We start from the raw sequence: 19,734 nt of genomic DNA, 5'->3' as shown, positions 1-19,734 counted from the left end.
CCTCTCTTTTTGGGCTTATTGATAACATTGATTTCTAAACCTTTAGCATGCCGCGGAACCCTCTGGCGCCATAATAGGATTCCGCCCCGTTATGGTACACAAAGACTGTGTCGTAACGGCGGTCGCAGAAGAGGGCGCCGCCAAGCTTACGGATGGAAGCAGGGGTTTGCACCCAACTGGAGGTCTTCAAATCAAATTTCCCCAGCTTCTGCAGTTCCCGGTATTGCTCTTCCGTTAACAGCTCAATTCCCATAGCAGCCGCCATGTTCATCGCGCTGTCTTCCGGCTTATGCTGCTTTCTCGATTCCAGGGCTTCATGGTCGTAACAGACGCTTCTGCGGCCCTTGGGCGATTCCGCCGAACAATCTACGAATAAGATTTGATCGGTTTGCTCATCGTATCCAATAACGTCCGGCTCGCCGCCGGTCCGTTCCATTTCATGGAGCGACCACAGTTTATCGGGCTGCGCCTCCAGCTTCGCTTGGATCTGAGCCCATGCCAACTCGGGATGACGATTCATGTTTGCCTCAAAACGTTTGCTTAAAACCTGGAGCAATTCTTCACTTTGTTCCGGTGCTAAAACCTTGAGTTCTTTGTTCATCATGAGCAACCTCCTCAAAACTTGTTGATTTTCACCTCTACAGTTCTTCCGTGCTTAGCGTAAAACCTTCAATCACCGCGTCCTCATCAACCTCAATCAGAATGCAGCGTTTGCCGTGATAATTGACTTGCTTCATGTACTTTAGATCTTGAGGGCTGACCGAGATCGTGGCTACCTTCGTTTCGATCTTGATCGATTTCGAAGTAAACTTCGGCACGACGCTGCTTGCTTTGATCTCATAGTTTTTGTCGTCAACAACCGTTTGGTACGCCAGCTCTACCTTTTCCGTCGTAACGTTCTCCACGCCGCTGGCTGTCAGCACGCGCTCCACATCCCTATAATCCAGCTTCGGCGGTTCTTCCTCCTCGTGGGTTTCAATCACCTGCTGAATTTCTTCGTATACGCTCGCAATCGTGGAGGCGTCAAGCTGATCTCCGGCAATTTCCTTGACGATGTCCTCAAAGATCGCTCTCTCTTCCAGCGCGGTTACCGTCTTCTCGGCGTTTAGGACCTGATCGATAAAATGCTGATTTGGATCATTCGCTTTGCCCGCGCAATAGAGTACCCGATTCACATCAGAGAAGCCGTCCGTAATGCTGGGATAGAAGAAGCCTTGCTCCGGCGAGCGCAGCTTGATGATTGGATCAACGATCACGTTGTACTTGAACTCGCGTTCGACATAGTCGAACATAAGCGTTTTTCGCTGCGGTTCGGTTGAATTGATGCTGCACAAAATAAACGGATTCGCAAACATCTCATCAGTTTCGCTTTCCTCGGCTTCCTCATTGCGCTCCTTGGTGGGCTTGTAGTATTGCCCGCGGACGAAGGTGATTACCGTATCCCGTTCATACGTCGTATCCTCCAGCATTTTCTCTACCAGCAGAAGCATCAAATCATGCCATTCGTCGGCATCACCGGTCACGAGAGCTTGATGCAGCAGCTCCTGCGAAGGCTTGTCCGTTTCCGGGTGATCCTGGAACTTTAGCTCGAACAGCTTCTGATCCAATTCTCCGGACAGCAGTCTTTTGAAATTGCCCATATGCAATTCCTGCTTTTCTCTCTCCAACAGCTCAAACGGTGTACGCTCAAAATGATAGATTTCGTTCGTTTCCTTCATAATATAGACGTTCAGAATGTCGTAAATACTTAGTCTTTCATGATCCAGTTTGAATTGCTTGCGGATATAAGCGAGTTCCTTCTTGATCAAGATAATTCCCCTTTGCAAAAATTCAATATTTGCATTGTACTATAATGCTCGTCACCTGTCATGATACGTAAAAAATGAAAAAGACCCAAACCGTTAAGTTTGGATCTGAAGTGCACCCCTTAGAATAGACATTGGAACCCCCCCTGGTTATTCCGATGAATTCTAGGGGGTGCATTTTTTATGGCAATCAAAGGACAACGATTTAAATCATACTCTGAGGAACTGAAGTTGGAGGCGATACGTCTTTATTTGGAGGCAAAATGGACGTATCGGCAGATTAATGAGCACTTAGGGATTCAAGATAAGGATCGGATGAAACGCTGGATGCGAAAATATCGCGAACAGGGGGAGTTTGGTCTACTTGACCAAAGGGGGAGACGAAAGGAATATGTGGATCAGGACCGCTATACGAAGCAGTCACAACGGGAGAATGAAATGCTAAAAAAGTGTTTGGAAATCTGGAAACAGGAGGTAAAGAACAAAGGTATGCATCCATTCGGAAAGCCTCACAAGGGTACAACATCAGCAGTTTGTGCAAGTTGTTTGGTGTCTCCAGAAGTGGATACTACGCTTATTTGAAACGTCAATTGAAGATGATTGATCGGGATCACGATGCAAAAGCCTTAATCCAAGCCGTATATAATCGCTATCATGGTATCTACGGCTATCGACAAATTCAACTCTTCCTACTGCAAGACGAGGAGGTGTGGATGAATCATAAAAAGGTTCTTCGTTTAATGCAACAATTAGGGCTACGTTCACACATTCGACGTAAGCACCGTTTTAACTATGCTTCGAATGTAGGCAGCCGCGTCGCTGAGAATACGCTGCAACGTCAATTTAAGGCGCATGCCCCTAACCAGAAATGGGTAAGACTTATTTAATAATGAAATCGTAGCGTATCACATGAGTCTACGTAATGATAATCAGCTTGTACTTCAAACCTTTGAGAAGGCCTTGAATCAAACGAAAGACGTGACGGGATTGATCGTTCACAGCGATCAAGGATTCCAGTACACGTCTCACGCCTACCACGACATGCTGCTGAAGGTTGGCGCCCGAATCAGCATGTCTAGACGAGGCAATTGTCATGACAACGCCTCTATGGAGAGCTTCTTCTCGCATCTCAAAACAGAAGGGCTCTATCCCTATCATATCCGAACTCTAGACGAGACACAAAGGCGAATTGAAGAATATATTGAGTTTTACAACAACAAACGACCACAAAGAAAACTAAACAAGCTGACGCCGAGTGAGTTTCGACGCCAGCTCGTAGCCTAGGGGCTTTTTCCAATGTCCACTAAACGGGGGCTTGACCAAAAAGCAAAGGCGGCTTAATTTTTTCTTCTCTTCAATCAATTCATTGCTGGAAATTCCGAGTATCTCGTATGCCTGTTGTACCATATCACGATCTTTATCGAATATTGGATTCGACAGGTCGTAGATTCCGCTTTTGGCTGTGACATGATGGAGGCTTTAAACCATAGGATGGAAGCTTGTCATACTCTCCTTCCCGATGTACCATCAAACTTCGATTAATTCAAAACATTTAGATGGAGGAGATGTATTCATGCAACAATTCGGTCCAGAATGGTTAAAACCGGCTTTTGATCATAGGTTTAATGAATTGGTGAGGCAAGCGGGTATGCAGCGGGAGATTGATCAATTACAAAACAGGCATCGAGAACTTGAGAATTTACTAAAAAGTGAGTTATCACAAGCCCAGTATGAGTTATATCTTGAGATGGAAGAGATCATCAATTATCGCAATACTCTCATAATACAGCAGTTATACTTTGCTGGACTAAAGGATGGGGTTCAGTTGTTGAGAGAGTTACTATAGTCTGCCATAAGGCAATTTGATAAAAGATCGTTTTGATATTGGATTTTCCTTATCAATACGATCTTTATTTTGGATTCTTCGATTGATGTTGGACTCTGACATTCAAGTTGAGTATCGGTTACGACAGCAATAGCCAGTCCTCTCTGTTATTCCAGAGAGGGGTTGGCGACAGCAAAATCCTTCCGACCATCTGTTAAAGATGTCGTTCCGCTGAGGATTGTTATTCCTTATCATCAACCTCGCCATATTCATTTTCAACAAGTTTGATCATCTCTGAAGGCGTAGTGTTAAGAGCCTTCGACAATGCAAATATCGTTGTAAGGGTCGGTTGATAAATACTTCTTTCCAACATTGAAATGTATGTCCGGTCAAGGTCACTCCTGAAGGCAAGTTCCTCTTGGGACATCTTTTTGGTAACTCTCAAGGACTTAAGAACTTTGGCGAATGATGAAGCGATATCTGAAGTTCAGTCGATTTATGAAAAGATACACCAAAATTCCAGTCAACTTTCAAATCAAGTTATCCGTCATATTGTTATGCCGAAAATTCAAGAAATTTGTTTCAATAATAACCTTTCAAACGTCATATTGGACTTAAGCAAGAAAGATCATTACACTTATCGACATTGTATCGGTGTTGCAATCCTCTCCTACTTAATTGGTAAATGGTTGGGGCTGAAAGAAGAGGAACTGAATGACCTCGCCGTAGCGGGGTTGCTTCATGACCTTGGAAAGACCAAGATCCCTGATTCGATCTTGAAAAAACCAGGCAAACTCAGTGTGGAAGAGTATTCTGAAATGAAACGCCATACTCACTTTGGGTATGAAATGGTTAGCAATCTTCCAGGCATGTCGGAACAACAAGCATTGGTTGCCCTTCAGCATCATGAACGGGAAGATGGCAGCGGCTATCCTTTCGGGGTCAGCGGTGATAAGATCACTTACTTCAGCAAAATTGTAGCCGTTGCCGATGTGTTCCATACGATGGTTTCAGAGCGGGTGTATAAGAAGCCAGTTCCCTTATACCAAGTGTTTCAAGAAATCTATCAACGTGCATTCGGATTATTCGATCCGATCATTGTTCAATGTTTTATTACCAACGTAATGAACAGAATGATCGGGGATTCAGTTCTCTTATCAGATGGTCAAGTGGCTCGCATAGTTATGCTGCATCCAGATGACTTGATCAATCCGCTGGTTGAGTTTCAAGGGCAATTTTATGATCTGCGGCATTCTAAAAATAAAATCTTGGGCTTTACCAGCAACCAGTAACGACGAGGTTGGGAAAATTCTGATATTTCGGGTGCATTAAAGGAACTCTTTAAACATGCGAATATTGCGCTGTATAAAGAGAAGCGGAAACGGGCAAAGGCATTGAACGGAAAAAGACTCGGCATTGAAAAACAGTAATTGAGATGAGAGGTATGTACAACCTATGTAATAGGGGCTGTAAAATAAACTGTGTAAACTCTCCAACCAATCTATTAAACTAGGAGAAAGGTTGGATGGAAAGTATGAACATAGTGGCCCCAAAGTTCAGCAGAGATCAAGTGAAGGCCTTCATTAAAGACAACGATTTTCCAGATTAGCAAGGTGACTTTAACAGGTGATTTGCCGGTGGCCCACTAACCATTGCACGTCCATAGCTTCGCGTGTTATACGAGATCAGAAGTGTCTCAACCAGCTTAATCATGGTTTGCGCAATAGTGGGTGAACAGTTTGTGTAACGGGCTTGTTCGCCCCAATTCTTGATCGTTCTCTCCCGACTACAGCTATCATAAATCAAAAAGAGGCTAACCAGATTAAGCTGGCTAACCTCATAATACGAAAATTCTTGACAGACTCCGAAAATGTCCATTACCCTGAGCATTTTCTACGCTCTCAACAATTTGAATTATCTTGTTGAAGTTACCAGCCTAACCCCGATGATGTTTTTAAAGGGTTAGGCTGCTTTTCGTTTTGACAACTGGTTTAGGCGCCCCATTATTTGTCAATACGATGTGTTGACACTACACACTCCACATGACTCGTCTGCGGAAACATATCCACCGGCTGCACCCATTCCAGCGCATATCCGCCGTCCAGCAGCGCTTTGCAATCCTTTGCCAGGGTGGACGGGTTGCAGGAGACGTAGACGAAGCGCTTCGGTTTCGTCTTTAGCACCGCTTCGAGGAAGCGGGGATCCAGCCCGGTGCGCGGCGGGTCAGCGACGATGACGTCCGGGGCGAATCCGGACTTGACCCAGCGGGGGAGTAACTCCTCGGCGTAACCGGTGTAAAACTGAGCGTTATCCCGGCCGTTCCGGGCTGCATTCGCTTTGGCGTCCTCGACGGCTTCGGGGATCGATTCGATGCCGCGAACCTCCTTCGCGTAAGGTGCTAGCCACAGGCCGATCGTGCCGGTGCCGCAGTAGGCATCAACGACGGTTTCTTTACCCGTCAGACCCGCAGCTGCACGCACGGATTCATACAGCTTGACCGTTTGCAGCGGGTTCAGCTGGAAGAAGGCGCGGGGCGATAGCGTGAATTCCAGATCACCCAGCGATTCCTGAATGCTGTCTGCGCCCCACAAGATCTCTGTCCGGTTGCCAAATACGAGCGAGGTGTTCTTCGGATTCACGTTCATTGCGATGCTGGTCAGCTCGGGCATCGCCAGTCGCAGCTCCTTGACCAGCTGCTCCCGGCGCGGCAGCTTGTCGTTGGCGGTGACTAGCGTGACTTGCAGCTGCCCGGATTGGAAGCCAACGCGGACGACAATCGTACGGACCAGCCCTTGGTTGCTTTTTTCCTTATATACTGGAATACCTAGTCGTTGAAGCACGTCCCGGGTCTTGTCCACCACCTCGTTCACCTTCGGGTGTTGAATGGGACAACCGGTAATATCGATCAGCTTATGGGAGTCGGCCGCATACAAGCCGGCGATCATGCCCTCTTGGGACATGCCTAATTGCAGCTGCGCCTTGTTACGGTAGCCCCAAGGGTGATCCATGCCCAGCATCGGCTTCAACCGCACGTCCTGCAGGCCGGCGTAACGCGCAAACGCCTCCCGGATGATCTCCTCTTTGCCGGCTAACTGTCCCTCGTAGGACAGATGCTGGATCTGGCAGCCGCCGCAGATGCCGAACACCGGGCATGGCGCCTCCAACCGATGCGGAGAGCGCTTCTCGATCTTTCGAATCACGGCAGCGATATATTTAGGCTCCACGCGGGTAACCTCTGCATGTATGACCTCACCGGGAATACCGCCTTCGACGAACACGGCTTTCCGCCGATAATAGCCGACGCCTTCGCCGTTAATGCCCAGCCGCTTGATCGTCACGACGATCCGGTCGCCGGTACGTATCTCATCGGCCTGTTCCCGCTTGGCGATCGGCGGCTTGGGCCGCGATTGCGTTTTGTTGCCCGGGCGGTTGCCGGAATAGTTACGTTCTTTCATGAATCCTGATTCTCCATCCTGTTAGGTTTGTACTAGACTCAATATACCATGGGAATCCAAGGGATACCATGACCTGCATCGACGAAGGGTTATGGCAGCTGCAATAACAGAAAAACCAGAAACCGGTGCCAGCAAGCGAGAGGTTGATCCAACCAAAGATTTTGGCGTATTTCTGTTCCTTTTGCTTCTGCTGAACCTTATAAATCGTTTGATCCACCAGAAGCAAGACAAGTCCGGAAAAGAGTGAGATGGAAGCGGTAAAAGCAAACACGTGATTCATCACATGCACCTGATTCATGACATGCACCTCCTAATTCGCTTTAAGCCGGCTCGACGGATCGAAACACTGAGTTTCACGGATCCCGGGATGTTCGCATACATCTGTCCCCAGTCGCTTTTCTGGTGAATGTGCTAGGATATAACAGAACAAGGGTTTCCCGAACCCCGTAGATCCCAATCGTGGAGAGCACGAGCAACAAGTACAAGCTGGCGCTGACGGCGATGCCCAGCATGACCGACTTCAAGCCAATTTAAGAGATGAACTGATTTCATCGACATCATGATAACAAACAAGAAGGGGAAGATGACAAACGGCCAATAAATCAGGTGAACATAGGCAAATTGAAGCGCATGAATAATCGTCAATGGTTTGAAAAAACTGGTCGAACAGCGCCGGGACAATCAGCGCATCCCAACTGTTCGAGGAAGAAGACGAAGGTGATGGTTTTGAAGGATGCTTCTTCTCATACGCTTCGTATTTGGATTTCCAATCCAGCATATCTGCCGCCTCCGGACGAATTGTAGGATTATTAGAGAGTGTTGGACTTTTTGGAAAAGTTTATGTAGCGTTTGCGGCGGTTGCCCAATTCTCCAAACCCCGGTAAACTAAAAAAGTGCATAAAGCCGGTCTGTCCCGAAAATCCGGGAGGACGACGGCCGATTGGGAAGTTAGGAGAAATCAAGCGAAATGAGCACGGAAGCACTTACGATGGAACATGCGCAGCAGCTGCTGCAGAAATATTACGGATATCCCGATTTCCGCGAAGGGCAGCGGAGAATCGTCGAGAGCGTATTGTCCGGCGCGGATACGCTGGGCATTATGCCGACGGGCGGAGGCAAATCGATCTGTTACCAGATCCCGGCTCTGATGTTGCCGGGTCTGACGCTGGTTGTGTCCCCGTTGATCTCGTTGATGAAGGATCAGGTCGATGCGCTCACGGCGATGGGCATCTCCGCCGCCTACATCAACAGCACGCTGTCGGGCAAGGAAGTGAACGACCGCATCCGGGCGGCGCGCCGCGGTGAGCTGAAGCTGCTCTATGTTGCGCCGGAGCGGCTGGAGCTGGACTGGTTCCGCGAGGAAATGAGCGGTCTATCGATCTCCTGCGTCGCCGTCGACGAAGCGCACTGCGTCTCGCAGTGGGGCCATGACTTCCGGACAAGCTATCTGGCGGTCTCCCCGTTTGTGGAATCGCTGCCGCAACGGCCGATCCTCGCAGCCTTTACAGCCACGGCCACTCCGGAGGTCATGGACGACATGGTCCGTCTGCTGCGCCTTGCGAATCCGGCCGTGTTCGTCACCGGCCTCGGTCGGGATAACCTGGCGATGTCGGTGCTGCGCGGTGAGAACAAGCGCGAATTCGTCCTGAATTACGCGACGACCCATGCGCATCAGCCCGGGATCGTCTACGCCGCAACCCGCAAGGAGGTTGACGACCTGTACGAGCGCCTGCGCCGCGCCGGCATCCCTGCCGGCCGCTACCATGCCGGCTTGTCCGACAAGGAGCGGGAGGAGAGCCAGGAGGCTTTTCTCTATGACGACATTCGCGTGATGGTGGCGACCAACGCCTTTGGGATGGGGATCGACAAATCGAACGTCCGTTACGTGATCCACTACAATATGCCGAAGAACATGGAGGCTTATGTTCAGGAAGCGGGCCGGGCTGGCCGGGACGGCGAGCCCAGCGAATGTATCCTGCTGTTTAGTCCGCAGGACATCATGACGCAGAAATTCCTGATCGAGCAAAACCCGCAGGATGGAGAACGCAAACGCAACGAGTACCGCAAGCTGCAGCAGATGGTTGAATATTGCTACCAGACGAGCTGCCTGCGCTGGGCAATGCTGGATTATTTCGGTGAGGCTCACGATCGCACGCCTTGCGGTGTTTGCAGCTCCTGCCGGGACGAACGGGAGCTCGTCGACATGACGCGCGACGCGCAGATCGTCTTCTCCTGTATCCACCGGATGCGGGAGCGGTTTGGCGTCTCGCTGGTCGCTTCGGTGCTCAAAGGTTCGCAGAACAAAAAGGTGCTGCAGTACGGCTTTAATCAGTTGCCTACCTATGGCATGCTGCGCACGCGCACCGAGAAGGAAATTTCTGAACTGATCAATGTGTTTATTGCGGAAGGGTATTTAGCCTTGTCCGAAGGGCAATACCCGGTCGTAAGGCTGCAGCCGTTGGCGGTTGAGGTGCTGAAGAGCCGCCATCAGGTGATGCTCCGTGCGCCGGAGACTGCCGCCGCGTCCTCATCGTCATCTAGCTCGCGGCGCCGCAAGTATGATGAAGGGCCGTCCGCCGTCAACGAGACGGTGTTCGAGCAGCTGCGCTTGATCCGCCGCGATTTGGCCGAGAAGGAGCGGGTGCCTTCCTATATTATTTTCAACGATGCGACGCTGCGCGAGATGAGTGTGGTCTGTCCGACCAGCGAAGCGGATATGCTGAGAATCAAGGGCGTCGGCGAAGTGAAGTACCGTAAGTACGGAAAGCCGTTTCTGGAGTTTTTTCAAAATATGGAGTAGGGTTGTGAGCATGTGAAAGTCATATTGGCAACGCTGAACGCAAAATTTATTCATACCTCGCTGGCGATCCGGCTGCTCAAAGCCTACAGCGGCAACGAGTTTGACATCGATCTGGCCGAATATACGATCAAGGACCCGGTGATGAATATCGTGTCGGATCTGTTTAAGCGGAAGCCGGATGTCATCGGGTTCTCCTGCTATATCTGGAATATCGAAGAGACGATTCGAGTGGTGGCCTTGCTGAAGAAAGTGCTGCCGGAAGTGAAGATTGTACTGGGCGGCCCCGAGGTTAGCTACGACACGAAATACTGGATGGAGCGCATCCCGGAGGTGGATTTTATCGTCATGGGGGACGGTGAGGAGACATTCCACCATTTGCTGCAGGAACTGTCCGGGGAGCAGAAGTTCCACTTCGTGTTTGGCGCGGCCTATCGCAAAGGAGAAGAGGTCGTACTGAATCCGCCTCGGCCAAAATCCGATCTGAACACGCTGCCGTCGCCGCATCGTTTTCCCGAGGATATTCCGAATCTCGGCAAACGGATCGTGTATTTCGAGACCAGCCGCGGTTGCCCGTTCAGCTGCCAGTTTTGCCTCTCAAGTATTGAGGTGGGCGTGCGGTATTACGATATCGAACGGGTGAAGTCGGACATCCTGTACCTCATCGAGCATGGCGCGAAGATCATTAAATTTCTGGACCGCACGTTTAACATTAACCGCAATTACGCGATGGAGATGTTCGAATTTCTGATCAACAACCACCAGGGTTGCGTGTTCCAGTTCGAAATCACGGCGGACATCATGCGGCCGGAGGTGCTGGACTATTTGGCGGAGAACGCGCCGCCCGGCATCTTCCGCTTCGAGATTGGCGTGCAGTCGACAAACGATCCAACCAACGAGCTGGTGAAACGCCGCCAGAACTTTACGAAGCTGACCCGGACCGTCACCAAAATCAAGGAAAGCGGCAAAATCGCCCAGCATCTGGATTTGATCGCCGGATTGCCGGAAGAGGACTATGCCACGTTCCGCAAAACGTTTAACGACGTGTTTGCTTTGCGTCCCGAGGAGCTGCAGCTTGGCTTCCTGAAGATGCTGCGCGGAACCGGGCTGCGGAATGACGCGGAGAAATACAACTACGTGTTTATGGACCATGCGCCTTATGAAATCCTGAGCAATAACGTGCTGCCGTTTGAGGACGTAATCCGGTTGAAGCGGCTGGAGGACGTGCTGGAGAAGTATTGGAATGCGCACCGCATGGATCACACCGTGGAGTATCTGGTCACTCACGAGTTCGATTCGCCGTTTGACTTCTTCCAGGAGTTTGGCGACTATTGGGAGGAACAAGGCTGGCAGCGGATCGGTCATCAGCTGGAGGACCTGTTCACTCGTCTTCACGCGTTCTTAAGCGGACGCACTTTGAAAGAGCCGGAGGTTGTGCTTGGTTTAATGAAGCTCGACTACCTGCTTGGACACAAGTATAAGCCGCGGAAAATCTGGTGGGAGGACCGGGTGGACAAAGACCGGCGCAGCGCGTATTTCCGTGCGCTCGCAGAAGCCCCTGCTGCTTTGTCAGAGCAATTTGCGGCATACGGCCTGGATGAACGCGGGCTGCAGAAGTATGCGTGCATCGAAGAGCTGCCGTTTGCGCTGGGCGATGTACTGCGAGCGGAAGGGTCAGAAGCGCCAGCAAGCCCGGCGAACGCAGGGGATGAGCCGCAAGGCACGCTGCTTGTTGTCCTCTACCAGCAGGAAGCAGACGAGCGGCCGGTGTATTTCCACGCCCCTTTAAGCGCTTGGTCCCCGGAGCATTGCACCCTGGTCAAGTGAGGAGAGCAATAACGAAAAAGCGAGCCTGCAAACCGGCTTCCTCTTCCCGAGGAGCCGGTTCAGCAGGCTCGCTTTATTTGTTTATTCTGCGTTCGCTGCTTCGGGCGGCAGATGCCACTCCAGCCAATTCAACACATCCGACATCACTTCGTCGCGGTTGATTTCGTTCAGCATTTCATGACGGCCGCCGGGATACAGCCGCACCTCAACGTCCTTGAGGCCCAGCTGATGGTACAGTCCGGCGAGACGCCGGACGCCGGCGCCGTTTTGGCCGACCGGATCGAGGTCGCCGCCAAAGATATAAACCGGCTTATCCTTAGGGATGGAGCGCATCTTCTCCGGGCGGTGAATCTCCTGCAGCAGGCCAAAGAAGCCGTAAAAGAAGCCGGCGCTGCACAAGAAGCCGCAGTGCGGGTCGGCGATGTATTTATCCACCTCGGCCTCGTCCCGGGAGAGCCAGTCGAAGGGCGTCCGCGCCGGGAGGAAGTTACGGTTAAAGCTCCCGAAGGTCACCGCGTTCATCAGCAGGCTGGGATGGGTCTCGCCTTGCAGCAGGCTTTGTAAGCGGGCGAGGCTTCGCCCCAGGCCCAGCAGCCCCCGGGGACCATCTGTTCCCGAGAGAATAAATCCAGTATAAGGCTCCGGGGCTAGGTACATGACCTTCTGCGTCAGAAAGGAGCCCATGCTATGGCCGAGCAGAAACAAGGGGAGATCGGGATGCTCCTGACGGATAATCTTCGTAAGCTGAATCATATCCTTCGCCATGCCGGTAAAGCCTTGTTTGCCCGGCCAGCCTAATTCCTCTGGACTTCCAGCCGTGCGCCCGTGCCCGCGGTGATCGTTCGCGTAGACGATAAAGCCGTGGGCGGTCAGCAACCGGGCCAGGCGCTCATAGCGCTTGGCCGTTTCCGCCATGCCGTGGGCGATTTGCAGCACACCGCGCGGCGGGTCGGCGGAATCAGCGGCGATCCAACGATACACGAAGACCCCATGACTTGTGTCATTGTCGAACGTAAACGTATGCTCTTTCAAGCGTAGCCCTTCTTTCCACGGAATTATGGGAAGACCTCAAGCGAGAAACGCAGGCTGGAAAAATTCGATCCGTTCGCCGTCCGGTCCGTTAAAGAAGAAGAATCGGCTGCCGTTCGGCAGACTGCGGATTTCCGGGTCGAGACCGGATAAGCCTAATTTGGAAATCCGGGCATATTCCTCTTCGATATCACTAGCGGTAAAGGCAATATGATGCACCTTGCCCTCATTCGGCAACTCTTCTCCTTCGGGGAGATTAATCAGCTCGACCTCAACGGATTCCTGGCCCGGAAAGGTTAGGAAAGCCAGACGCAGCGGGTCTCCCACCTCACCGATCGTGGATAACAGCTTCATGCCGATAATCCGTTCATAAAACTCGATGGAATCCTCCAGAGCCGAGACGCGAATTCCAATATGCTCGATTTTGCGAATGCCCATACCGATGACCCCCAGTTCAATTCGAATTGGTTGATTTCTTTTCAATCGCGATCAAATACGGGGCAGCCGGCCTTTGCGGCTGCCGGTACAGGATCGCCTGTCCGGCGGAAGCGGGCAGTGCGGCCGCCCAGGCTTCCACCGCCGCCGCTTCGGCGTCGCCGCCGGGATGGCCGGGGTAGAGGACGGCCGTCAAAATCCCGCGCGGCCGCAGCAAGGCCAGCGCGGCCTCCAAGGCGGCCAGCGTGCTGTCCGGCTGCGTGATCAGCGCCGGGTCGGCGCCCTCGGCCGGCAAATAGCCGAGGTTGAACATCACGGCGCCGAGCCGCCCGTGCACGTCCGTTGGAAGCACGGCCGCCATGTCCGCGTGGCTCGCCTGGAGCAGGGTAACGTCGGCGAGGGTATCCGCCGACTCCTTGTCCAGCCGAGCCTTCGTTAGGGCCAGCGCCTGCGGCTGGATATCGAAGGCGAACACTCGCCCCTTCGGACCGCAGGCTTTGGCCAGGAACAGCGTGTCCGCGCCGGTTCCCGCCGTGGCGTCGACGGCCGCGTCGCCGAGCCTCAGCCGTTCGCCGGCCAGTTTATGCGCGAAGCTTAATACGGAGAGGAAGCCCATAAGCGCTCAACGTCCTCTCCAGTATTTGCCCTGCCAGGAATCGCGGCGCTTCAGCTCCGCGTCGATGGCGTTGAGCACTTCCCATTTTTTGAGGCTCCACATCGGTCCGATCAGCAGGTCGCGCGGCGCGTCTCCGGTCAGCCGATGCACGATCATTTCTGGCGGCAGAAACTCAAGCGTGTCCACAATCAGCTTGACGTATTCGTCCTGTTCCAGGAAACGCAGCAATCCTGCTTCGTACTGCTTCACCATCGGCGTCTTGCGCATCAGATGGAGCAGGTGGATCTTAATGCCCTGCACGTCCATGTTCGCCACGGCGCGGCCGGTCTCCAGCATCATTTCATGCGTTTCCTGCGGCAGGCCGTAAATGATATGCGTGCACACCCGGATGCCGCGTGCGCGCAGTTTCTCCACCGCATCGAGGTAGCATTGCGTATCGTGCGCCCGGTTGATCAGCGTGGACGTCGACTCATGGATCGTTTGCAAACCCATTTCGACCCAGAGGTAGGTGCGCTCATTGAGCTCGGCTAAATAATCCACGACATCGTCCGGCAGGCAATCCGGTCTCGTGGCGATGGATAAACCGACGACACCCGGCTGCTCCAGAATCGCTTCGTAATATTCACGAAGCACCTCCACCGGCGCATAAGTATTCGTATAAGCCTGAAAATATCCAATATATTTCGCATGCGGCCACTTCAGATGCTGCCGGTCGCGGATCGTGGCAAACTGCGTTACCAGATCGTCCCGGCGGCTTCCGGCAAAATCGCCCGATCCCCGGGCGCTGCAGAACGTGCAACCGCCCTTTGCGATCGAGCCATCGCGGTTGGGACAAGTGAATCCGGCATCTAGCATCACCTTAAATACCTTGTCTCCGAACTCTTGGCGCATCTCGAAATTCCAGGTATGAAATCTTTTGTCTCCCCACAAAGCAGGAGTGTCCGTCATCAGTGTACTCATTGCGGCTCCTTCATTTTGTCACAAAATATTTTTTGCATATTTATACAACGGCGAAAGCCCCGTCCGTACGCCGCTTCCACTGAATTTATTGTATCAAATTTCACTGGAAAAGGGGAATGCTGCTTGCCTGTTTCCTTGCGGCAGGGTACGGAAATATGTTATTTTGAGAATATCAATTTCGTTGGACCCCAATTCCAAAATATATCGAAAAAGGAATCACTCGTCTCGTCTCCCCGGCGAACGGTTGGTTCCTTTTTCATTGCGCGCTTTACATTTGCAGCAAACTTCGGCACAATATTGCAAGGAATGGATACCAAGAAAGCGGAGGAATAACATGCGTTTACGCGGCAGAAAAGGAATACGGGAGCATTTGGAACAGCAACAGGATCTGGTTGTCCTGAATCCCCGGGAATATAAAGGACGCTGGGCGGAGGTGTTCGGCAACGGCCGTCCGATCCACATCGAGCTTGGCATGGGCAAAGGTCAGTTTATCAGCGGCATGAGTGTAAAATATCCAGACGTGAACTTCATCGGCATGGACATGTATGATGAGTTGATTCGCCGGGCGAGCGAGAAGGTGCGCGCGAAATGGGACGAGCAGGGCGGGCTGAAGCCGCAAACCGTTCGTCTGGCGCTGGGGAATATTGAAATGATCGAGGAGTTTTTTGCGCCAGGGGAAGTGGAGCGCATTTATTTGAACTTCAGTGATCCATGGCCGAAGAAGAAGCATTGGCGCCGGCGCTTGACGCACCCGCGGTTTTTGGAGAAATACCGTCATCTCCTGAACGAAAACGGCGAAATTCACTTCAAGACTGACTCCCGCGTGCTGTTTGAATTTTCGCTGAATGCCTTTGCCGCGGTTGGATTGCAGATGAGCGACATTTCGCTTAGCCTGCATGAAGGCGGGATTAATGAGGCCCATGTCATGACGGAATACGAAAGCAAATTCGTAGGACAAGGCATGCCGATCTACCGCTGCGAAGTAATGGTTGGCGAAGCGGCCTTACAACGTTACCATGAGCGGAAGATGGAGATGTTTAAATAGCAAAAAAATCGGAGCAGGATGAATCCTGGCTCCGCTTTTTTGTAAATCGCCTTCCTGATCAGGCTGGTTATTTTCGGATGAAATTCGTATTTCCAAGTAAATCAATGATAGCTTGAGCACTTTGCATCGGCCGGAACCGGGCGATATGGTTCAAGACCTCTTCCCGTTTGCGAACGACTTCATCGTATTGCTCAGTCAAACGTTTGATCCAATCGGTGATATCGTCCAGTGATTTCATGGGCGTTCCCCAACCTTGCTGAGCAAAATAATGTGAATTTTCCTCTTCCTGGCCGGGAAGCGGCTGGTGGAACAGCATCGGGATGCCTTTGGCCAACCCTTCCGAGCAGGTCATGCCGCCCGGCTTGGTAATCAGCAAATCGGACACTTCCATCAGCTTGTCGATTTCCTTCGTGAACCCAAGCAGATGGATGTTGGGATGAATGAACCGGGGGTCCTTTTTCATTTTCTCCAGCGACTTCTCGTTGCTGCCCAGGCAGAAAATGACTTGGATTTGCTCCCGGTAAGAGGCGAGCAGTGCATTGACCGCTTCGTCCTTCATGAAGCCCCAGCCCCCGCCCATGACCAGAACGGTAGGCATATCCTTCAGATGGAATTGCAGGCGGATATCTTCCTTCCGATGGCGCTCCCAGAAATTCGGATGGATCGGGATGCCGGTAATCAGGATTTTATTATTGTCTACGCCCCGTTCCATCAATTTCTTCTGCACCTGGTCGGTGGAAACGAGATAACAATTCACTTCCCGGCTCACCCAAGCACCGTGCACATCATAATCGGTAATGACGGTACAGAGCGGGACGTCCAGCATACCTAGCCGTTTCAGGCGGGAAATCACCGCGCTGGGGATCGGATGGGTGCAGACGATCACGTCGGGATGAAGCTGACGGATAATTTGAATTGTACGCGTATAAAAAATCCGATGAAGAGCCATCGTCGTCAATCGGTTTAAAGATTTTTTGTAGTTGCTGCGATACATCATACGGACAAGCCGAGGCTGCGAGGACACCGTTTTCTTGTAAGCGGTGATGATGATCGGCGCCACCCTAGGGTTCAAAAAACTGCCCAGCTCTAGGACTTTCGTCTGTATGTTTGGCGCAATCTTTCGTAAACTGCTGGAGAGCGCGTAGGCCGCTTGCGTATGACCGGCTCCAAACCCCTCGGATAAAAGTAAGACTCTCTGTTTTTGCACTGGTTTCACCTTATTCCTGCAAGGTTTTCCTACTGTCTACAATATCCCCTTTAAGCCCATAATGCAACCGTTCCAAGCGCTACAGAGGAGCCGATGACCGCTCCTGCCAAGGTGTCTGAAGGGTAATGTAGGCCTAAATAAATACGCGAAACTGCCACGATCAGAGCGATCGGCAACAGCACCAGAATCAAGCTTGGGACCGCGGCCATAAACGGTACCGTTATAGAAAAAATGGCCGTCGTATGCCCGGACGGAAACGAGTGGTCCGTCAGCGGGTTCCGGAACGTATTGGTGCCCGGCAGCGTTAAGTAGGGCCGAAGACGCGGGTAGGTTTTTTTGACGAGTGCTACTGGAAGATGACTGATCGCGAGCGCGACGCAGGATTGCAAGCCGATTTTGCTCCATGGCTGCGGAGCCGCAAGCCAGATGAGCAAGGACGAAAGGATGGTGAACCAAGCTCCCCCTAAATGAGTTAAATGATACAGCCAGAAATTCAGAAAACTGCGGTGCAGGCGGCCGTTGATTCCTACAAAGAGCTGTCGGTCGAGTTGTTGAAGCTTATGGAATAAACGAGTCATAATATCCCTCCGCACGATGGTTGGCCGCGTTCTAGTCCCCGGAAACTGCCTGTCCCGTGGCTGCTCTTTTCAAATAGCATGGCATTTTCAAGTTAGACTAATCATATTTTTATTCTATGGCCTTTTCAAGGACGTTTTTTTGCGCTGCAGGCCGTGCTCTTTTTGACTTTTCGTTCTTCGCCCTTGTACAATGATTCAAATCATAGCAGATCTGTTTAAAAAAAATGATGCAGATTTGTTAACTTTTTGCCAAGTGAGTTCGTCTATGTAATTGTAACGCCAACAAGGCGTCCAGCCGAGCAATAAAAATTAAAAAAAGAAATAAAAATTGCCAAAAGTGATGAGAATAGGATGTAACCGTACCTGAAAGCAGGTGCGGGGCCCCCGTATGCCAAAATTCACCGGTCTTCCAGTTTTTTGCGCAACGTAAGGGCCATAGTTGCTTTGACAAACAACGTCAAGTTGTGGAAAATCGTATTTGGTTTGAAAAAAGAGCCGGCAACGAGTCCAAAGAAAGATCTAGAAAGAAAGAGCAAGATAAGAAAGAAAGGGTCATTCACAATCTAAAACTCCGAGAGATAAAGAAAAAAACAATCGGGGTAAAAAGGGGGCAAGAAATCATGTTGGATGTCATCTTGATTTCACTGCAGGTCGTCCTGGCAGTGGTTGGGGTGTATCAATTTGGTTTGGCTTTATTTGGCATGTACAGAAAGAAGGACAAAGTGCAATACGAACCGAACAAATCCTTTGCGGTGCTGGTCGCAGCGCATAACGAGGAAAAAGTGGTCGGGGCGTTGATGGAAAATTTGAAGCAAATGAACTACCCAAAAGAATTGTACGACGTGTTTGTCATTTGCGATAACTGCAGCGATAATACCGCAAATATCGTTCGCAGCCACGGGATGAACGCTTGCGTTCGGACCAACCCGAACTTGCGGGGGAAAGGTTATGCGATCGAATGGATGCTGAAGCAGCTATGGAAGATGCCGCGTCAATACGACGCCGTTGTGATGTTCGATGCCGACAATTTGGTGCATCCGGATTTCCTGCGGGAAATGAACAACGATCTATGCGCCGGCGCGCGGGTCATCCAAGGCTATATCGATACGAAGAATCCGGAGGATTCCTGGATTACCGCTTCTTACGGGATTTCGTACTGGTATTGTAACCGCCTGTGGCAGTTGTCCCGGACGAACCTGAAAATGGCGAACTTCCTTGGCGGCACAGGAATGTGCTTTGAAACCGAGCTGTTGAAAGAAATCGGCTGGGGCGCTACAAGCTTGGTAGAAGACCTTGAATTTACGATGCGTTGCGTTGAACGCGGAGTGTATCCGGTGTTTAACTACGACGCGAAGCTGTTCGATGAGAAGCCATTGACGTTCAAAGCGTCGGCACGCCAACGTCTGCGTTGGATGCAAGGTCACTTCACTGTCGCTCGCCGTTATTTCTTCCCGCTGTTGTGGAAGAGTATCAAGGAGCGGAACATGGTGAAGCTGGACATGGCGCTTTACGGAGCCAACGTGTACATCGTGTTATTGACGTTCCTGCTGACGGCGTTTATTTGGGTTGACCAATCGTTAATGCAAGAACCGCATGTTAAAACGTTGTATGGCTACCTGCCGATGTGGGTGTCGTATGTGGCGATTGTCGCGAACGTGTTTATTTTCTTGATGGCGATGTTCCTGGAGAAGGTTAAATCGAAGAAGGTCTATGCTTACTTGGTTCTGTTCCCGATTTACCTGATTTCCTGGTGGCCAATCACGTTCTATGCGTTCTTCACCCAGAACAACAAGCAATGGAGCCATACGCAGCATACGCGGGTGGTTCGCCTCGAAGAAGTCCAAAGCAACAAGGTGAGTTAAAAATCGATTCGCTCCCAGCTTCATCCAACCTTCTCGGTGCTGAAAAGTCGATTTTTTAACTTTTGATTAAATGTTATAAAGTTTAAGAAGCGGGCTCGGTGTCGAATCTTGAATTCAGCCGGGCCCTTTGTTTGCCCAAGTTGGCTTTTCGCGCCTGCTGGGAGAATAGCGGCAAAAAATGGCCTTATTTGCTGCGAAATTGGAGTTTGCGGTAAAATAGCGGAATTTATCTCCCTTATTTTTGCCGGAAGGCGCGAAAACAAGGGATTTTGCTGCGAGTTTGTGGAAATAAG

At 51.3% G+C, this 19,734-nt stretch carries 21 protein-coding genes; 9 read left to right on the top strand and 12 right to left on the bottom strand.

The features are described from left to right. Nucleotides 1-34: 34 nt before the first annotated feature. Nucleotides 35-604 (bottom strand): DUF4256 domain-containing protein, encoded by a 570-nt coding sequence (locus tag M3G15_RS00985; RefSeq protein ID WP_397376575.1) that lies wholly within the window; start codon nt 602-604, stop codon nt 35-37. 34 nt (nt 605-638) lie between these two features. Beyond that, nucleotides 639-1,808: a DUF4317 domain-containing protein gene (locus M3G15_RS00980; protein WP_260069819.1), complete on the bottom strand. Its 1,170-nt coding sequence runs from the start codon at nt 1,806-1,808 to the stop codon at nt 639-641. 180 nt (nt 1,809-1,988) lie between these two features. Here M3G15_RS00980 and M3G15_RS00975 point away from each other — a divergent pair, with 180 nt between their 5' ends. The 4 genes from M3G15_RS00975 (at nt 1,989) to M3G15_RS00960 (ending at nt 3,651) form a co-directional block, all read left to right on the top strand. Then, the gene (locus M3G15_RS00975) at nt 1,989-2,387 is read left to right on the top strand and encodes a helix-turn-helix domain-containing protein (protein ID WP_260069818.1); all 399 of its coding nucleotides are present in this window, start codon (nt 1,989-1,991) and stop codon (nt 2,385-2,387) included. Continuing rightward, a complete protein-coding gene (locus M3G15_RS00970) occupies nt 2,384-2,692 on the top strand; it encodes an IS3 family transposase (protein ID WP_260069817.1) in 309 nt (102 codons plus the stop codon). The genes M3G15_RS00975 and M3G15_RS00970 overlap by 4 nt, the downstream gene beginning before the upstream one ends. Nucleotides 2,693-2,714: 22 nt before the next feature. Further along, nucleotides 2,715-3,089 carry an IS3 family transposase gene (locus M3G15_RS21585; protein ID WP_397376574.1) on the top strand — a complete coding sequence of 125 codons (375 nt, stop codon included), beginning with the start codon at nt 2,715-2,717 and terminating at the stop codon, nt 3,087-3,089. A 289-nt stretch (nt 3,090-3,378) separates the two neighbouring features. Continuing rightward, on the top strand, nt 3,379-3,651 hold the full coding sequence (locus M3G15_RS00960; protein ID WP_009226103.1) for a hypothetical protein: 273 nt from the start codon (nt 3,379-3,381) through the stop codon (nt 3,649-3,651). Between the two features lie 220 nt (nt 3,652-3,871). Here M3G15_RS00960 and M3G15_RS00955 read toward each other — a convergent pair whose 3' ends face one another. Continuing rightward, nucleotides 3,872-4,057 carry a helix-turn-helix domain-containing protein gene (locus M3G15_RS00955; protein ID WP_050769797.1) on the bottom strand — a complete coding sequence of 62 codons (186 nt, stop codon included), beginning with the start codon at nt 4,055-4,057 and terminating at the stop codon, nt 3,872-3,874. 31 nt (nt 4,058-4,088) lie between these two features. Here M3G15_RS00955 and M3G15_RS00950 point away from each other — a divergent pair, with 31 nt between their 5' ends. After that, nucleotides 4,089-4,922, top strand: coding sequence for an HD-GYP domain-containing protein (locus M3G15_RS00950; RefSeq protein WP_232282332.1), 834 nt, complete (start codon nt 4,089-4,091; stop codon nt 4,920-4,922). A gap of 711 nt (nt 4,923-5,633) precedes the next feature. Here M3G15_RS00950 and rlmD read toward each other — a convergent pair. The 3 genes from rlmD to M3G15_RS00935 form a co-directional block, all read right to left on the bottom strand. Further along, a complete protein-coding gene (gene rlmD, locus M3G15_RS00945; protein WP_009226105.1) occupies nt 5,634-7,085 on the bottom strand; it encodes a 23S rRNA (uracil(1939)-C(5))-methyltransferase RlmD in 1,452 nt (483 codons plus the stop codon). Continuing rightward, entirely contained in the window at nt 7,072-7,383 is a 312-nt protein-coding gene (locus M3G15_RS00940) for a CLC_0170 family protein (protein WP_009226106.1), read from the bottom strand. The genes rlmD and M3G15_RS00940 overlap by 14 nt, the downstream gene beginning before the upstream one ends. A 222-nt stretch (nt 7,384-7,605) precedes the next feature. Beyond that, nucleotides 7,606-7,863 carry a spore germination protein gene (locus tag M3G15_RS00935; protein WP_260069816.1) on the bottom strand — a complete coding sequence of 86 codons (258 nt, stop codon included), beginning with the start codon at nt 7,861-7,863 and terminating at the stop codon, nt 7,606-7,608. A gap of 189 nt (nt 7,864-8,052) precedes the next feature. Between M3G15_RS00935 and recQ the strand changes: the two genes are divergently transcribed. After that, nucleotides 8,053-9,885 carry a DNA helicase RecQ gene (recQ, locus tag M3G15_RS00930; RefSeq protein WP_009226108.1) on the top strand — a complete coding sequence of 611 codons (1,833 nt, stop codon included), beginning with the start codon at nt 8,053-8,055 and terminating at the stop codon, nt 9,883-9,885. A 12-nt stretch (nt 9,886-9,897) separates the two neighbouring features. Further along, nucleotides 9,898-11,709: a B12-binding domain-containing radical SAM protein gene (locus M3G15_RS00925; protein ID WP_260069815.1), complete on the top strand. Its 1,812-nt coding sequence runs from the start codon at nt 9,898-9,900 to the stop codon at nt 11,707-11,709. An 81-nt stretch (nt 11,710-11,790) separates the two neighbouring features. Here the strand turns inward: M3G15_RS00925 and M3G15_RS00920 are convergent, their stop codons facing one another. The 4 genes from M3G15_RS00920 to mnmL are packed head-to-tail and all read right to left on the bottom strand — an operon-like array spanning nt 11,791 to nt 14,749. Beyond that, nucleotides 11,791-12,741: an alpha/beta hydrolase gene (locus M3G15_RS00920; protein WP_260069814.1), complete on the bottom strand. Its 951-nt coding sequence runs from the start codon at nt 12,739-12,741 to the stop codon at nt 11,791-11,793. A gap of 36 nt (nt 12,742-12,777) precedes the next feature. After that, nucleotides 12,778-13,176 (bottom strand): VOC family protein, encoded by a 399-nt coding sequence (locus tag M3G15_RS00915; RefSeq protein ID WP_260069813.1) that lies wholly within the window; start codon nt 13,174-13,176, stop codon nt 12,778-12,780. A gap of 16 nt (nt 13,177-13,192) precedes the next feature. Next, entirely contained in the window at nt 13,193-13,789 is a 597-nt protein-coding gene (gene mnmM / locus M3G15_RS00910; protein ID WP_260069812.1) for a tRNA 5-(aminomethyl)-2-thiouridylate-methyltransferase MnmM, read from the bottom strand. Nucleotides 13,790-13,795: 6 nt separating this feature from the next. Further along, on the bottom strand, nt 13,796-14,749 hold the full coding sequence (gene mnmL / locus M3G15_RS00905) for a tRNA modification radical SAM protein MnmL/YtqA (protein WP_009226113.1): 954 nt from the start codon (nt 14,747-14,749) through the stop codon (nt 13,796-13,798). Between the two features lie 334 nt (nt 14,750-15,083). On the opposite strand from mnmL, the gene trmB reads away from it, so the two are divergent. Next, nucleotides 15,084-15,794 carry a tRNA (guanosine(46)-N7)-methyltransferase TrmB gene (gene trmB / locus M3G15_RS00900; RefSeq protein WP_260069811.1) on the top strand — a complete coding sequence of 237 codons (711 nt, stop codon included), beginning with the start codon at nt 15,084-15,086 and terminating at the stop codon, nt 15,792-15,794. 67 nt (nt 15,795-15,861) lie between these two features. On the opposite strand, the gene M3G15_RS00895 is transcribed toward trmB, so the two are convergent. Beyond that, nucleotides 15,862-17,001 (bottom strand): MGDG synthase family glycosyltransferase, encoded by a 1,140-nt coding sequence (locus M3G15_RS00895; protein ID WP_260069810.1) that lies wholly within the window; start codon nt 16,999-17,001, stop codon nt 15,862-15,864. Between the two features lie 50 nt (nt 17,002-17,051). Continuing rightward, nucleotides 17,052-17,579, bottom strand: a complete 528-nt coding sequence (locus tag M3G15_RS00890; protein ID WP_036645980.1) for a phosphatase PAP2 family protein — start codon at nt 17,577-17,579, stop codon at nt 17,052-17,054. 620 nt (nt 17,580-18,199) lie between these two features. On the opposite strand from M3G15_RS00890, the gene M3G15_RS00885 reads away from it, so the two are divergent. After that, nucleotides 18,200-19,441, top strand: a complete 1,242-nt coding sequence (locus M3G15_RS00885; RefSeq protein ID WP_260069809.1) for a glycosyltransferase family 2 protein — start codon at nt 18,200-18,202, stop codon at nt 19,439-19,441. The last annotated feature ends 293 nt before the right edge of the window (nt 19,442-19,734 follow it).

The sequence above is a fragment of the Paenibacillus sp. p3-SID1389 genome, from assembly GCF_025151705.1.
In the GTDB taxonomy this organism is placed as follows: Bacteria; Bacillota; Bacilli; order Paenibacillales; family Paenibacillaceae; genus Fontibacillus; species Fontibacillus phoenicis.
The sequence above is the reverse complement of the archived record's forward strand: the minus strand, read 5'-3'. Positions and strand labels throughout refer to the sequence as shown.